We start from the raw sequence: 14,743 nt of genomic DNA, 5'->3' as shown, positions 1-14,743 counted from the left end.
CAGGACATGTCCGAATGGACATGTCGCGGCCTGGGCGGATCGAGGGCGTATGGCGAGCGGGACATGCGTGACGAGACATCATGGACATGCCCGATCGCCCCGATTTCAGAGGATTCCTTGCTACGCTCGGCGACGCCGTGCCGGTCCCGTCGATGCACATCCCCAGCGCGGTCAGCACCGCGGCCTTCGTCGTCATCGTCGCCGCCGTCGTCGGCGCGCTGGTCGTCGCCACCGCGCGGGCCGGGCAGCGGCTGGGCGAGTCGCCGGCGCGGGTGCGGCGGTGGACCCTCGGCACTGCGCTCGGGGCGATCGCATGGCTGGTGATCACGGGGCTGGTGTCGGCGTCGGGGGTGCTCGCGGCCGACACTCTGCCGCCGCGGGCGCTGTTCTTCTTCGCCGGCTCGCTGGGGGTCGCTCTCGGGTTCGCGCTGACGCGGCCCGGGGCCCGCCTCGCGGACGGGCTGCCGATCGCCGCGCTGGTCGGGTTTCAGGCGTTTCGCCTGCCGCTCGAGCTGGTGCTGCACAGCTGGTACCGCCAGGGCACCGTGCCGATCCAGATGACCTACGAGGCCTGCAACCTCGACATCGTCACCGGCGTGGCCGCGGTGCTCGCGGGGCTGTGGCTGTGGCGGCGCGGGCCCTCGCGCCCGCTGGTGTGGGCCTTCAACCTGCTCGGCACCGCGTTGCTCGTCAACGTCGGCGCGATCGCGGTGCTGTCGTCGCCGGTGCCGTTCCGCGTGTTCACCGACGAGCCGGCGGTGCTGCTGGTGTTCCACTTTCCGTACGGGTGGATCGCGCCGTTCTGCGTCGGGGCGGCGCTCGCCGGCCACGTGATCGTGTTCCGCTGGCTCGCGCGCGATCGGCTACACTCGCGCGCATGAGCGAGAGCCCGCCGCGCGTGATCGTGTCCGTCGACGCCGGAGTCGCCGAAGTCCGCCTCAATCGCGCCGACAAGCGCAACGGCCTCGACCTGGCGATGTTCGAGGCGCTGATCGCCGCGGGACGACAGGTCGCCGCCGATCGGCGCGTGCGCGCGGTGGTGCTGCACGGCGAGGGCAAGGCGTTCTGCGCCGGGCTCGACTGGGGGGCCTTTTTGGCGGCGCCGGAGATCGGGCAAAAACTGCTCGCGCGCGACGCCGGCTCGCCCGCCAACCTGGCCCAGCTCGCGTGCTGGATCTGGTCCGAGGTGCCCGTGCCGGTGATCGCCGCGATCCACGGCGCCGCGGTCGGCGGCGGCCTGCAGCTCGCGCTCGCCTGCGACCTCCGGATCGCCGCGCCCGACGCCCAACTGGCGGTGATGGAGCTGCGCTACGGCCTCATCCCCGACATGAGCGCGTCGAAGACGCTGCTGCGGCTGGTCCGCCCCGACATCGCGCGCGAGCTGATCTACACCGCCCGCAGCGTTTCCGGCGAGGAGGCCGGCCGGCTCGGGCTCGTCACCCGCGTCGAGGTCGACCCGCTGGCCGCTGCCCGCGAGCTGGCGCGCACGATCGCGGGGCAGTCGCCGGAGGCCGTGCGCGCCGCCAAGGCGCTGTGCAACGAGGCCCCCGAGCTCGACACGGCCGCCGCGTTCCGCCGTGAGACCGAGCTGCAGCTGCCGCTGCTCGGCAGCGCGAACCAGCTGGAGGCCGTGCAGGCGGTGCTCGGCCGGCGCGCCGCGGTGTTCCGCGACCCCGAGTAGCGGCGGTTCGAGGAGATGTTTCTTCGGACATGCCCACCGGGGCATGTCCACAGGGACATGTCCACGGGGACATGTCCCCGAGAGCGCGTTCACGTCGCCGCGGGGGTCGGATCGAGCTCGAAGGTGCGGGCCGCCTCGGCGCGCTTGCGGTTGCGCTCGATGCCGACGACGGTGAAGCCGTGAGCGTTGGCGACGGCGAGGATCGTGCCGATGCCGCAGAACGGGACGACGATGCGGGTGGAGGCGGGGGCCAGCCGGCGCACCGCGGTGACGGCGGTCTCGGCGGCGCGCGTGCCGATGCTGTGACTCCACGGCATCACCCCGAGGTCGGGCAGGACGTCGGGCGTCGGGTAGGCCCTGTCGTCGCGGGCCAGGCGAGAGAACGCGAGGATGTGCGAGTAGCCGGGCCGGCCGTGCATGAGGCTGCCGGGCGGGCGGCGGCAGACGATCTTGTGGAACAACAGCGGGACCTCGAGCTCGTCGGCGACCCGCAGGACCATGCCGGCCTTCGAGACCCACCGGCCCTCGTGCTTGATGTCGGTCTGCATGAACACGGTGAGCCCGTCGGCGGGGGTGGCCAGCAGGGCCGCCCGCGCGGCGCCGAGGAAGAACTCGCGCCAGCGCTCCATGCTGACGCCGATCTCGCTCACGTCCGGGATGGTGGCGAGCACCGAGCTGTCTTTTTGGTCAGGTCGTTCGGCGAGCCAGGCGACAGCGTCGCCGTGCACGACTTCGCGCCGCGGAGGAGGTTCGGACACGGGCGAAGGATAGAGGAAGACGGCGGCGGCCGGGCTACGCGATCTCACGGGCGACGCGGCGCGTCACGACGACGGGGCCCGCGGCCCGGGCGGCGACGGCGGCCGGTGAGCATGGCCGAAGGGACAGGCAGGCGGCGGGCTCGGCTCGTGGCGTCGCCGGCGGCGCTGGTGTTTTGGCGGCGCTTGGCGTACGTCCGTGGCGTGCGCGCGACGCCCCCGCCCGACTCTCCGACGCCCGAGCTCGAACCCGACGCGGCGGCGATGCAGGCGCTGGTGGCCGCCGCGATGGCGCGGATCGGGGCGCACATCGAGGCGTTGCCCGGCATGCTCGCCTGCGACGTCGAGGGCGGGGCGGCGCTGGCCCGCGAGCTGCGCGAGGGGCTGCCGGAGAGCGGCAGCCCTTTTGAACATGTCCTCGGGGTCCTGTTCGATCGGGCAGTCCCGTGCAGCTTCAACACCGCGGGCCCGGGCTACCTGGCCTATGTCCCCGGCGGCGGGCTGTTCCTGGCGGCCGTGGCCGACTTGATCGCCGACGCGACCAACCGCTACGTCGGGGTGTGGCAGGCGGCGCCGGGGCTGGTGCAGCTCGAGACCAACGCGGTCCGCTGGCTGGCGGAGATCGTCGGCTTGCCGGCGGGCAGCGGCGGGTTTCTGACCACGGGTGGATCGCTGGCGACCTTCTCCGCGGTGGTGACGGCCCGCAGCGAGCGGCTCGGCGAGCGCTTCGACGACGGTGTGATCTACACCTCGGAGCAGGCGCATCACTCGGTCCAGCGGGCCGCGCGGCTGGCCGGGTTTCGTCGCGATCAGGTGCGGGAGATCGGCGTCGACGGACAGTTTCGCGTCGACGTGGCGGCGATGGCCGCGGCGATCGCCGCCGATCGGGCCCGAGGCTTGCGGCCGTGCCTGATCGTCGGTCACGCCGGCACCACCAACACCGGGGCGGTCGACGACCTCGACGCGCTGGCGGAGCTGGCCGCGCGTGAGCGCCTGTGGTTGCACGTCGACGCCGCGTACGGCGGGTTCTTCTGCCTCACCGGGCGCGGGCGGGCGGCGCTGGCCGGCATCGAGCGCGCCGACTCGGTCACGCTCGATCCGCACAAGGGAATGTTCCTGCCCTATGGGACAGGTTGTCTGCTCGCCCGCGACCCCGCGGCGCTGCGGCGGGCCCACGGCTCGCCCGCCGAGTACTTGCCGCCGATGCAGGAAGACCCCGAATTCGTCGACTACTGCGAGTTGTCGCCCGAGCTGTCGCGGGACTTTCGCGGGCTGCGGGTGTGGCTACCGCTCAAGCTGCTCGGGGCGCGGGTGTTCGCGCGGGCGCTCGACGAGAAGCTCGACCTCGCCGAGGTGTGCGCCGCGGCTCTGCGCGAGCTGCCGGGCGTCGAGATGGTCGCGCCGCCGCAGCTGTCGCTGCTCGCGTTTCGCCACGTGCCCGCGGGCGCCGGCGAGGGGCCCGAGCTCGACGCGCACAACCGCCGGTGGTTGGCGGCGATCAACCGTCGCGGCCGCGTGTACTTGACGGGCACGATGGTGCGCGGCGGCTTCGTGCTGCGGATCTGCGTGCTCTCGTTTCGCACCCACCGGGACCGCATCGACCTCGCGCTCGCGGACATCCGGGCGGGACTTGCGGAGGTCGGGGGATGAGGGCCAGCCCGGCGCGCTGCGCAGGCGCCGCAGGCTTGCGCGATCCCCGACGGAGCCTCCGCCGGCGCTTCGCGGGTTTTGAGCGCGCCATCGAGGAACGGGGTTCGACGCGGCAAACGGGCCTCCGCGCGCGAGCATTAGCGAGGCTCGAAATCAACCCGCGGGGCGGAGCGACGCGCGAGGGCTTGCGTCGCCACCGGCACCTGCGCTGACATCCAGGCACAGAGTTTGACTGCGCGTGCCCTGCGGGGCACTTCACTCCGCGACGCCCCGAGAAGGGGCTGAAAAGGTGCGAGCACCCGATGACCCAGGCCGACCGACTCGAGACATTCATCCGCGGCATCCCCAAGGCCGAGCTTCATGTCCACATCGAGGGCACTCTGGAGCCGGAATTGATGTTCTCGCTGGCGCGCCGGAACGGCATCGCCCTGCCCTGGATGGGGGTGGAGGAGCTGCGCAAGGCGTACGACTTCCACAACCTGCAGAGCTTCCTCGACATCTATTACCAGGGTGCGGACGTGCTCCAGCACGTCCAGGACTTCTACGACCTGACGTGGGCCTACTTCGAGCGAGCGGCGCGCGACAACGTGCGCCACGTCGAGCTGTTCTTCGACCCGCAGACGCACACCCGCCGCGACGTGCCGTTCGAGACGGTGATAACCGGCATCCACGGGGCCCAGGTCGACGCCGAGAAGCGGCTCGGCATCACGTCGAAGCTGATCCTCTGCTTCTTGCGCCACCTGTCCGAAGAGTCAGCCCTCGAGGCGCTCCACGCCGCGGTCCCGTTCCGCCCGTGGCTTGGCGGCGTCGGCCTCGACTCGTCGGAGTCGGGCAACCCGCCGAGCAAGTTCAAGGCGGTGTTCGACGAGGCGCGCGAGGCCCAGTTCCCGGTGGTCGCGCACGCCGGCGAGGAGGGCCCGCCGGCCTACATCCGCGAGGCGCTCGACGTGCTCGGGGCCCAGCGCATCGACCACGGCGTGCGCTGCCTCGAGGACGACGCGCTGGTCGAGCGGCTGGCGCGCGAGCAGGTGCCGCTGACCGTGTGCCCGCTGTCGAACGTCAAGCTGCGGGTGTTCCCGCACCTGGCCCAGCACAACCTCAAGCAGCTGATGGGCCGCGGCCTGCTGGTGACCATCAACTCCGACGACCCGGCCTACTTCGGCGGCTACATCGGCGACAACTACACCGCCTGCGCGCGCGAGCTCGGGCTGTCCCAGGACGACGTGGTCGCGCTGGCCAAGAACAGCTTCACGGCCAGCTTCCTCGGCGAGGACGACAAGCGGCGCCACCTGGCGGCGATCGACGCCTTCGTGGCGGCGCACAAGTAGCTGAACCTCGGGACATGCCCCGAAGGGCCTGTCCCGAGGCTCATGTCTCTGGCGGCATGTCCTTCAGGGCAGGGCGCTGCGGCTGTGCACGGTCTCGCGGTCCATCAGCTGGCGGGCCTTGTCGACCAGCGCGACGAACTCGCGGCGGTGACCCTCGGGGTCGGGCAGCTCGGCCGAGTGGGCCCAGGCGCGGGCGGCGGCGAGGTCGAAGTTGTCGAGGCTCGGCGAGCCGCGCAGCTTGAGGCCGAAGGCGGCGACGGCGGCGGCGAGGCGCAGCTGCGGCGAGGCCTCGGCCCACTCGGTGCGGGCGTCCTGGACGGGGGACTCGAACTTGGTGCTCTTGTCGCCCTCGGGCTGCTTGTAGCGGACCTTGATCGTCAGCAGCTCGGCGTCGGCGGGGCCGGCGGGGCGCTGGTACTTGAGGTTGTCGACCGCGACCCCGGGCACCGGACGGCCGGCGGGCACGACCTCGTACAGCGCGGTGACGCTGTCGCCCGCGCCGAGCTCGCCGGCGTCCTTCTTGTCGTCGTTGAACTGCTCGGCGGTCAGGGTGCGGTTCTCGTAGCCGATCAGGCGGTAGCCGGCCACGCGGTTGGGGTTCCACTCGACCTGCAGCTTGACGTCCTTGGCGACGGTGACGAGCGTGCCGCTCGCCTCGGCGACCAGGACCTTGCGCGCCTCCTTCTCGGAGTCGAGGTAGGCGTAGTTGCCGTTGCCGTGGTCGGCGATCTGCTCCATCGTCCGGTCGTTGTAGTTGCCGCGGCCGACCCCCAGCACGGTCAGGAACACGCCGGTCTGCCGCTCCTTCTCGATCAGCTTGATCAGGTCGTCGTGATCGGTGAGGCCGAGGTTGAAGTCGCCGTCGGTGGCGAGCAGGATCCGGTTGATGCCGCCCTTCACGAAGTGCTTGTGAGCCTCGGCGTAGGCGAGGGCGATGCCGGCGCCGCCGTTGGTCCCGCCGTTGGCGCCGAGGCGATCGATGGCGCGCAAGATCGTCGCCTTGTCGCTGCCGGAAGTGGTCGGCAGGACCACGCGGGTGTCGCCGGCGTAGGTGACGAGCGAGATGCGATCTTCGGGACGCAGCTGCTCGGTGAGCAGCGACAGGCCCTTGCGGACCAGGCCGAGCTTGTCGTCGTCGCTCATCGAGCCCGAGGTGTCGACCAGGAACACGAGGTTGCGCGCGGGCACCTGGGTGGTCTCGATCTTCTTGGCCTGCAGGTGCACGCGCACCAGCTGGTGGCCCTTCTTCCACGGACACGGAGCGACCTCGGCGCCGACGCCGAGCGGATGATCGCCGTCGGGCGCGGGGTAGGCGTAGTCGAAGTAGTTGATCATCTCCTCGACACGGACCGCGTCGGGCGGCGGCAAGTAGTTGTCGCTCAGGAACCGGCGGACGTTGCTGTAGCTGGCGGTGTCGACGTCGATCGAGAAGGTCGAAAGCGGCGCGGCGTGGGTCAGCGTCCACGCGGCCTCTTGCACCTTCGCGTAGCGATCGCCGCCCGGAGCGCCGGCGGTGTCGTGGGCGACGAGGCCGCCCCACACGGCGTCGTCGTCTTTGCCGACGGCGTAGGCGCTGCCGATCGTGCCCTCGCCGGTGCCGCCGCCGCCGCGGCCGGTGCCGACCAGGCCGAGGCCGCCGACGCCGTACGCTTCACCGATCTCGGTGCCCGTCAGGCCGCCCCAGGCGTCCATCTGCGGGATCGCGTCCTTCGGGCCCTTCATCGCGTAGAGGCCCGACTTGTTCTTCGAGGTGGGCCTGCCCATCTTGCCCTCCTCGCCCTTGTGCCGCTGGCCGGTGCCGGCGGCCTCGTCGCCGCTGTTCTCGAGGTCCTGGGGCGGGGCTTCCTCTTCGATCGCGTCGGGCTTGGCGATCGCGCGGAGGAAGCGGTTGTTGGCGTAGCCGCCGTCGCTGACGATCTCGTCGATGGTCGGCTCGGGGGCGCAGGCGGGGAGGAGCGCGCCCAGGAGGGCCACCGCGGCGGGCAGCAAGCGCGCGAGGCGGGCGCGCTGGGGGAGGACGAAGTAGGACGGGGCGACGGGACGGACGGGCGAGGTGCGAAGCATGACGGCTCTCCGAAATCGACGGGGGCCGAGACAGGGGCGATGGCCCCCGGTTCCTCGCGGCAAAAAAACTTCGCGTGGAAGTGCGGGGAAGCAGGTGTCGGCGACGACCTGCGGAGCGCCCGGGAACCTGCTTCGAGGTCGGTTGTCGGCCCGCGGCCGGCCGATCACGGATCGGCGAGGAGCACGGTCGCGCCGGCGCCGAAGGCGTCCGCGGTGACGATGTCGAGCGCACCGTCACCGTCGAGGTCGGCAGCGGCGAGGTCCATCGGCCCGGCGCCGATCTCGAAGCGCGCGATCGTGATGATGTCCTGCAGGCCGAGGCCGGCGATGACGACGAGCTCGCCCCGGGTGTGGTCGACTGCGACGAGCTCGGGCGGGCCGTCGCCGTCGAGGTCGGCGCCGATCACCGCGTAGAGGCCCTCGCCGAGGGCGATCGGGATGTACTCGCCGAACTCGCCGTCGCCCTGGCCGGGCAGGATCGACAGGTGATCGGCGGTGAAGCTGGCGGTCGCGAGGTCGAGCAGGCCGTCGAGGTTGAGGTCGGCGGCGACGAGGCGGCGCGGCTCGGGGTTGACGAACTGCTGCCCGGCGTCGACGAAGGCACCTGTCCCATCGGCCAGGAGGATGGTGACGCGGGCCTGGTTCTGGTCGGCGCTGACGAGGTCGAGGCGGCCGTTGTGATCGACATCGGCGATGACGACGTCGTAGGGCTCGTCGCCGACAGGGTAGACGACGGCGTCCGCGAACTCGCCGCCGCCGGCGCCGAGCAGGACGAGCACGGCGTCGCCGGCCTCGTCGGCGACGGCGAGGTCGAGCAAGCCGTCGTCGTCGAGGTCGGCGGCGGCGAGGGCCCGCGGCTGTATGCCGGCCTTGACCGGCTGCGGCGGGGCGTAGGCGAGGCCGGGGCCGACGTGGCGGTAGACGCCGACGAGGCCGAGGCCCGGGTCGGCGAATGCGAGGTCGAGGCGGCCGTCACCGTCGAAGTCGCCGGCGAGGGCGTCGCGCGGGCGGAGGAAGGTCGGGAGGGACGGGCCAGCGACGAACTGGCCGCTGCCGTCACCTGTCTGAAGGGTCAGCTCGCCGGCCTCGAAGTCGGCGAGCAGGAGGTCGAGGTCGCCGTCGTGATCGAGGTCGGCGATCGCCACGGCGACGGGGCGCGGGCCGGTCGACAGGCGGACGCCAGGGGCGAAGCAGAACTCGCCGGGTTGACGCAGGCCGTCGCCGCACATGGCGACGGGACCGGTGGTGCCGGTGGTGCTGGTGGTCGGCTCGGCGGTGCTGGTGGTGGTCGTCGTCGAGGTCGGCGATCCGGAGCTGGTCCCGGGGACATGTCCCGAAGTGCTCGTGGTGCCGGCGCTGTCAGGCGCGCCGTCGCTGCCGGCGGGCGCGGTCGGGGTGCAGCCGACGAGGAGGGCGACGAGGACGCGCGGCTTCACCAGGGCAGCATACGCCGGGCGGGCGCGGCTGGCCGTCTGACGTCCCTGGGACCGGCGGTTGACAGGAGCGTGGTGCGGCGCGAGGGGCCCGAGCGGCGGTCGAGAGCGCGGGCGATCGTGTGCGCGACAGGCCGCGAGGACGAGGCGGAAGGGCAAGCGCGGTCCTCGAGGGCCTCACGCGGGGCCGAGGGCGCGGGTGATCACGTGCGCGGGCGGAGGCCGGGACAGCGCGGAGCCGACGAGGGCGCCGGCGATGGCCGCGACCAGACCCCAGGCGACCGGGAGGACGCCGAAGGGCGCGGGCAGGATGCCGGCGAAGGCGAGGGCGAGGGCGAGGTTGCCGGCGGCGATCGAGGCGATGGCGCCGGCGGCGGTGAAGCGGCGCCAGCGGACGCCGAGCAGCAGGGTGGGGGTGAGGGTGACGTAGCCGGAGAAGCTGAAGGCGGCGATGTCGAACAGCGAGGCCGGGCGCGCGAGCACGAGGACGAACACGGCCGCCGAGAGCGCGAGCGTGAACAGCCGCGCGGCCACGACCTCGCGCGCGGGGGCGAGGCCGGGCAGGAGGCGGCGCAGGACGTCGCGGGTGAGCATCGAGGAGAGGGTGAGCAGCTGGGCGTCGAGGGTCGACATCACGGCCGCGAGCACGCCGGCGAGCGCCATGCCCTGAAGGACAGGTCCGAGGTGACGCGCGACCAGCAGCGGGAAGATGGCGTCGCTGGCCTTGCCCTGGAGGCCGCCGATCTCGGCGGCACCCCACACGCCGAACAGGACCGCGGGCAGCCACAGAACCACCAGCACGACGGGGTAGAGGCGGCACACGTTCTTGAGCGCGGTCGCGTCGCGGGCGGCGAACACCCGCACGAGCATGTGCGGGAAGGCGATCACGGTCAGCGAGATGGCCAGCGCCCACGAGGCCCACGGACCGGGGGCGAAGGCGCCGGCGGTGGTCTTCTCGAGCAGGTGCGGGGCGCGTGCCTGTACGGCGGTGGTGGCGGCGGCGAAGCCCCCGAGGCGGTCGGCGATCAGGAAGAAGGCGGCGACGATGAAGCCGAGGAAGGTCGCGCCCTGAAACACGTTGGTCCACATGGTGGCCCGCATGCCGCCGAGCGCGGTGTAGGCGATCGTGATGGCGAGGATGAGGGCGGCGGCTGCTCCAAAGGACAGGTGGCCGTCGGTCAGGACCTCGGCGGTGAGGCCGGCGCCGATCACCGCGGTGACCATGTACGGGAGGGTGTAGAGGAAGAAGGCGGCGAACAGGGCCAGGCCGACCGCGGGCGAGGCGAGCCGCTCGGCGTAGAGCTCGGCCGGGGTGATGGCGCCGAGGCGACGGGCGGCGCGCCGGGCAGGTTCACCGATCAAGTAGAAGGTGAGCGGGATGCCGAGGCCGACGATCGCGGCGTTGAGGCCGAACACGGCGACGCCCTGGTGATAGGCGAGGCCGGGGATGCCGAGCAGCACGAACGGGGTGACGTTGGTGCCGAACAGGGCCATGAAGAGGACGAAGGTGCGAGCAGCCCGACCGCCGAGGAAATAGTCCTCGGGGGTGCCGGCGGTGCGGCGATAGGCGACGACGCCGATCACGAGGGTGATCGCGAGGTAGACGGCGACGACCAGGCCGATCGCGGCGAGCGAGCTCATGGACGGTCCTGCGGGCGCGGCGTCCCGGGAGCGAACGGGGATGGTCTTTCGGACATGTTATATGTCCTTGGGGACATGTGCGCGGTCATGGGTCGTCCGGGTCGTCGGGCCAGATCGCGCGCGAGGTCATGTAGAGCACCAGGAGGGTGCCTGCGGCCATCCACGCCAGGTGGTAGGCGAGGTCCCACGGCAACCAGCCGAACAGGAGCGGGCCGGGGCCGGCGTTCCAGGGGTCGATGTGGAGGACGATCAGCGCGGCCGTGAGGACGGCGAACAGCCGCTGATGCGCCACGGGCGACATGCGGCGATGGTACGCGATGCGCCGGCCAGGGTCGTGGGCCGACGCGGAGGCGGGGACGCTCCGCGCTCGGGAGCGGGCGCGGAGCGGCCTCGTTCAGCGGTACAGGCAGTACAGGGGCTCGTCGCTGCAGACGCTCTGCTCGCAGACGCGGCTCTCGCACTGGATCGGGTGGCTGCAGGGGCCGCCGCCGGGGCGGGTCGCCAGGCACACGCCGGTGGGGCTGTCGCTGGTGCTGCACCACGCGCCTGGGCCGCAGATCAGGTCGCGGCAGGGTTCGCCGAGCTTCGGCACGGGCACGCAGATGTCCTGGTCGAAGTCGCAGAGCAGGTCGGCCTCGCAGGCGCCGAGCGCCACGTCGCCGTCGCGGCAGGGGGCGTCCTCGCCGAGCCAGGGCACGGGGCCCGTGCAGGTGCCGCCGTTGCAGAACAGGCGGGGGCCGCACGGGTCGACGGTGCCGGCGATGAGCTGGCATGCGTCGCCCTCGGCGCGGGTGCCGACGAAGTCTTCGCAGAAGCCGCACGGGTCGGCCGAGTCGAGGCCGCAGGCGGTCCACTCGTGGCGCAGGACCAGCTTGCGGGCGCATAGCGGGTCGAACACGCTGCCGGCCGCGAGGTAGACGGCGTTGCGGCCGCGGTTGACCTCGGTGTGGTCGGCGACGCAGGTGTCCGGCACTTCGGTGCAGTCGCAGGCCGCGAGCTTGGCGCAGGTGGCCTGCGCGAGTGTCTCGGCGTACGCGTCGGGGCTGGCGAAAGGCTCGAGGTCCGCCGGACATTCGGCGGGGGCGGTGCCGGTGGCGTCGCCCCCGGTTTCAGGGAGGGGCTCGGTGTCGGAGCCGCCGGAATTGTCGGGGCCGCAGGCCAAAATGAGGGATAGGAGGGCGAAGAAAGGTCGGGGTTGGCGCATGGCGAAGGGTCAGATGGGCGGCCGCGGTCCATGCGTCAGCGCACGGTTTTTCGGTCGGTTCCTCGGAGAAAGGCTCCAGAAGCATGAACAGGGGCCGGTTCGTCGCTATTCCGCGCGCCGTAGGGGGGAACAGGCCTCGCTCGCGGCGAAAATACCTCTTGCGTCCCCATGGGGATCGTGTAGAAGGGGGGCCCGTTCGGGCTCGTAGCTCAATTGGTAGAGCAAGGGACTCTTAATCCCTGGGTTGTAGGTTCGATTCCTACCGGGCTCACAGGAAAATAGAAGGCCAGAGGTCCAAAAGACCCCTGGCCTTCTTGTTTTGGTCGCGCCGCGCCGGAGGGCCGGCGGCGAATGCGACCGCGCGGGCAGGATCTGTTAGCCTCTCCGGTCATGCGTCCGCTCCGACCGACCCTGTTGGCTCTGGCCCTGGCCCTGGCCGGCTGTTCGATGCAGCCGGTGCACGTCGCCGAGATGGAGACGAAGATCCCCCAGCCCGGCGAGCTGCGGCGGATCGAGCACCCGCTGTTCATCATCCTCGACCCGGCCAAGCTGCCCGACACGATGACGGCGCTGGGGCCGGGGGTGAAGCCGATCGAGGTCGACGGGCTTCACACGTTCGTCGAGCGCGACCTGCAGCGCACGATGACGCAGCTGTTCTCGACGGTGACCGTGGGGCCGCCGTCGCTGCCGGCGCCGAGCGGGATCTTCCTCACCGGCGAGGTGCTGGTGAACTCGCTGTCGAGCTTCGTGGGCACGCGCGGCCCGGGCACGCCCTCGGGGGTGTACGTGCGCATGCAATGGAGCTTCCGCATCCGCGCCTACGGGGCCCCGGCCGACGCGTTCATCTACCAGGGCACGGCCGAGAGCACGGTGCCGATCGCGGCCACCAACTCGACGCAGCCGGCCCTGCAGACGCTGTTCGAGGACGCGCTGCGCCGGCTGGTCTCACACTACGACGGCCAGAAGGCGTACGACCGGATGGCGCGCATCGGCGCGTGAGCCGGCCGGGGCGCGCCGGGCTCACTCGAAGGCGGCGACGCGCACGGTGATCTCCTTGGCGTCGCCCTCGGGCACGAGGAAGCGGGCGCGGTAAAGGACGCCGGCGTCGTCCTGGACGTAGAGGACGGTCTCGCCGGCGTCGAGGCGCACCTTCTCGCGGATGTCGTCGCCGGCGCCGGCGAGCTCGGTCGCCGAGGCCTTGCAGCTCGGCTGTACTTCGGGACAGGTGAAGAAGCCGGGGTTGGGGTGCTTGTACTCGGCGTTCGGCGGCAGGTCGTCGGGCGCGACGTAGAACAGGTAGGGCAGGCCGTCGCCGCCGCGGCGGTAGTAGAAGTCGACGGGGCCGTTGTTCTTCCAGTAGTCGCCGAGCAGCAGGTCGGCGATCTTGGGCGCCTGCGCCTGCAAGTAGGGCCGCACCGACTCGGCGATCTGCGGGCCGGTGACGCCGATGTCGATGTCGCGCAGGGTAAAGGCGACGTCGGCCGAGCCCTCGGGGATGGCGATGTTCGGCGGGGTGTGCAGGGCGATCTGGGCGACCTCGTTGATCAGCTCCCAGACGTACTGGTCCTTGGGCGGGTTGCCGAGGTTGAGGAAGATGTCGAACAGGGCCCAGCCGGGCGGGTCGGGGCCGACGTAGACGTGGGCGCCGAGGTTGCAGGAGAACAGCACCTCGTAGCACTTGTCGAAGATGCGGTTTTTGTACTTCTCGCGCCCGCCGGCCACGATCACGCTCTCGAGCAGCCACGGGTCGATGGCCCACGCCGAGCCGGGCCAGGTCGCCTTCACCAGGTCGACGTTCTCCGGCAGGTTCTGCTTGCAGGCGGGGTCGCCGGCGCACGAGTTGATGAAGTCGTCGTGCTCGGAGATGGCGAAGCGCAGGTCGACGCGCGGCGCGTCGGCGACGCCGACGATCGAGAACTTGGCCGGGTCGTTGAAGTCGAACTCGAGCGGGTCGCCGAAGGTCGGGCCGGCCACGTCGACGACGGTCGACATGTAATCTTTCCCTTCGGACAGGTCGATGCCGTCGAGCAGGCGGAGGTTGCTCTCGGCCTCGATGTTCATGGCGAACTCGGGGGTGAGGCACTCGCTGGTGATCGGGAAGCTGGGGTCGACGATGCCGGGGTGGTCGCCCGTGGGCCCGAGCTTGGTGGCGAGGGTGGTGAGGTCCTGCAGCGCGTCGTCGAGGTAGAGCGGCAGCGACTTGCCGTCGCCGCCGATGTGCGGGTGGGTGGCGAGCAGGTTGCGCTGGAGCGCGACCACCAGCTCCGGGGTGGTGATGAACTCCTCGGTGCGCTGGATGCCGAGGGTCTCGGAGAGCATCTGGCTGAAGCCGCCGCCGATCCCGAGGCCGTCGGCGAGGCCCTGCATGCCGGCGATCGAGGTGCCGGCGACCCTGGCGTTGGCCGGGGTCATGGTGAGGATCCGGATCAGCGAGTACTCGGCGCTGGTCTTCCAGGTGTTGTCGGGGCCCTTGAAGTCGGTGCCCGAGCAGTCGTGCTTCGGGTCGGCGTCGTCGGCCTTCCAGCCGGTGCCGCAGGCGCTCTTGATGGTGTCGAGGGTGTTCTTCAGCAGCGTGCCCGACTCGATGTCGAGCAGCTTGATCTCGCCGGCGGTGGCGCCGAACAGCGCGGCGGCGTCGGCCTTGTTCAGGCTGAGCTTGAGCGGCGGCGCGGGGTCGTCGTTGAGCCGGAGGACGAACTCCCGCTCGGGGCCGAAGCCGTCGACGCCGGTGGTGGTCGGCGCGTCGGTGTCGGTGCCGGGCGAGGTCGTGGTGGGGCCGTCGCCGCCGGTGGTCCCGGGCTCGGTGGCAGAGTCGCCGGGCGAGTCACCGCCAGGGCACGCGGCGAGGGCGAGGACGAGGAGGCAGGCGGTCGGCTGCGGCGTGGCCATGGGTTCCCGTAAGCGGTCACCTTATCACAGCCGCACCGCGCCGCGGGCAGGCCCACAAAAGCGCCGCGAGCGGCTCCAGGAGCCCGCTAGGCTCGCTG

Annotated in this window: 12 protein-coding genes and 1 tRNA gene; 6 read left to right on the top strand and 7 right to left on the bottom strand. The window is 71.6% G+C overall.

Features of this window, described 5'->3' with window-relative positions:
• The first annotated feature begins 137 nt into the window (after window positions 1-137).
• Complete coding sequence (locus POL25_RS04060) at window positions 138-881, top strand: DUF8737 domain-containing protein (RefSeq protein ID WP_272084504.1); 744 nt, start codon at window positions 138-140, stop codon at window positions 879-881.
• A complete protein-coding gene (locus tag POL25_RS04055; RefSeq protein WP_272084503.1) occupies window positions 878-1,681 on the top strand; it encodes a crotonase/enoyl-CoA hydratase family protein in 804 nt (267 codons plus the stop codon). Before POL25_RS04060 ends, POL25_RS04055 begins: the two co-directional genes overlap by 4 nt.
• An 89-nt stretch (window positions 1,682-1,770) precedes the next feature.
• On the opposite strand, the gene POL25_RS04050 is transcribed toward POL25_RS04055, so the two are convergent.
• A complete protein-coding gene (locus tag POL25_RS04050) occupies window positions 1,771-2,439 on the bottom strand; it encodes an SAM-dependent methyltransferase (protein ID WP_272084502.1) in 669 nt (222 codons plus the stop codon).
• Between the two features lie 201 nt (window positions 2,440-2,640).
• Between POL25_RS04050 and POL25_RS04045 the strand changes: the two genes are divergently transcribed.
• Together POL25_RS04045 and POL25_RS04040 are read left to right on the top strand one after the other, a co-directional pair.
• Window positions 2,641-4,086: a pyridoxal phosphate-dependent decarboxylase family protein gene (locus tag POL25_RS04045; RefSeq protein WP_272084501.1), complete on the top strand. Its 1,446-nt coding sequence runs from the start codon at window positions 2,641-2,643 to the stop codon at window positions 4,084-4,086.
• A gap of 302 nt (window positions 4,087-4,388) precedes the next feature.
• A complete protein-coding gene (locus POL25_RS04040; protein ID WP_272084500.1) occupies window positions 4,389-5,414 on the top strand; it encodes an adenosine deaminase in 1,026 nt (341 codons plus the stop codon).
• 63 nt (window positions 5,415-5,477) lie between these two features.
• Here the strand turns inward: POL25_RS04040 and POL25_RS04035 are convergent, their stop codons facing one another.
• The 5 genes from POL25_RS04035 to POL25_RS04015 all read right to left on the bottom strand — a co-directional run bounded on the left by POL25_RS04035 (window position 5,478) and on the right by POL25_RS04015 (window position 11,756).
• On the bottom strand, window positions 5,478-7,478 hold the full coding sequence (locus tag POL25_RS04035) for a vWA domain-containing protein (protein WP_272084499.1): 2,001 nt from the start codon (window positions 7,476-7,478) through the stop codon (window positions 5,478-5,480).
• A 164-nt stretch (window positions 7,479-7,642) separates the two neighbouring features.
• Complete coding sequence (locus POL25_RS04030; protein WP_272084498.1) at window positions 7,643-8,914, bottom strand: FG-GAP repeat domain-containing protein; 1,272 nt, start codon at window positions 8,912-8,914, stop codon at window positions 7,643-7,645.
• A gap of 174 nt (window positions 8,915-9,088) precedes the next feature.
• Window positions 9,089-10,552 (bottom strand): sodium:solute symporter family protein, encoded by a 1,464-nt coding sequence (locus tag POL25_RS04025; RefSeq protein WP_272084497.1) that lies wholly within the window; start codon window positions 10,550-10,552, stop codon window positions 9,089-9,091.
• An 85-nt stretch (window positions 10,553-10,637) separates the two neighbouring features.
• Window positions 10,638-10,853, bottom strand: a complete 216-nt coding sequence (locus tag POL25_RS04020) for a hypothetical protein (protein ID WP_272084496.1) — start codon at window positions 10,851-10,853, stop codon at window positions 10,638-10,640.
• 93 nt (window positions 10,854-10,946) lie between these two features.
• Window positions 10,947-11,756: a hypothetical protein gene (locus POL25_RS04015; protein ID WP_272084494.1), complete on the bottom strand. Its 810-nt coding sequence runs from the start codon at window positions 11,754-11,756 to the stop codon at window positions 10,947-10,949.
• A 198-nt stretch (window positions 11,757-11,954) separates the two neighbouring features.
• Between POL25_RS04015 and POL25_RS04010 the strand changes: the two genes are divergently transcribed.
• Window positions 11,955-12,027 (top strand) — tRNA-Lys (locus POL25_RS04010).
• Between the two features lie 119 nt (window positions 12,028-12,146).
• Complete coding sequence (locus POL25_RS04005) at window positions 12,147-12,755, top strand: hypothetical protein (RefSeq protein WP_272084493.1); 609 nt, start codon at window positions 12,147-12,149, stop codon at window positions 12,753-12,755.
• A gap of 21 nt (window positions 12,756-12,776) precedes the next feature.
• Here the strand turns inward: POL25_RS04005 and POL25_RS04000 are convergent, their stop codons facing one another.
• Window positions 12,777-14,645, bottom strand: a complete 1,869-nt coding sequence (locus POL25_RS04000) for a hypothetical protein (protein WP_272084492.1) — start codon at window positions 14,643-14,645, stop codon at window positions 12,777-12,779.
• Window positions 14,646-14,743: the final 98 nt, after the last annotated feature.

The organism is Nannocystis bainbridge, assembly GCF_028368995.1.
Lineage (GTDB): Bacteria > Myxococcota_A > Polyangia > Nannocystales > Nannocystaceae > Nannocystis > Nannocystis bainbridge.
Note: the sequence above shows the minus strand (reverse complement) of the source record. Positions and strands in the feature narration are given on the sequence as shown.

Bases quoted from the DNA above. Each gene is read 5' to 3' on its own strand.
- POL25_RS04000 (WP_272084492.1), bottom strand. From the start codon at position 14,645: ATGGCCACGCCGCAGCCGACCGCCTGCCTCCTCGTCCTCGCCCTCGCC.
- POL25_RS04025 (WP_272084497.1), bottom strand. From the start codon at position 10,552: ATGAGCTCGCTCGCCGCGATCGGCCTGGTCGTCGCCGTCTACCTCGCG.
- POL25_RS04040 (WP_272084500.1), top strand. From the start codon at position 4,389: ATGACCCAGGCCGACCGACTCGAGACATTCATCCGCGGCATCCCCAAG.
- POL25_RS04015 (WP_272084494.1), bottom strand. From the start codon at position 11,756: ATGCGCCAACCCCGACCTTTCTTCGCCCTCCTATCCCTCATTTTGGCC.
- POL25_RS04005 (WP_272084493.1), top strand. From the start codon at position 12,147: ATGCGTCCGCTCCGACCGACCCTGTTGGCTCTGGCCCTGGCCCTGGCC.
- POL25_RS04035 (WP_272084499.1), bottom strand. From the start codon at position 7,478: ATGCTTCGCACCTCGCCCGTCCGTCCCGTCGCCCCGTCCTACTTCGTC.
- POL25_RS04020 (WP_272084496.1), bottom strand. From the start codon at position 10,853: ATGTCGCCCGTGGCGCATCAGCGGCTGTTCGCCGTCCTCACGGCCGCG.
- POL25_RS04055 (WP_272084503.1), top strand. From the start codon at position 878: ATGAGCGAGAGCCCGCCGCGCGTGATCGTGTCCGTCGACGCCGGAGTC.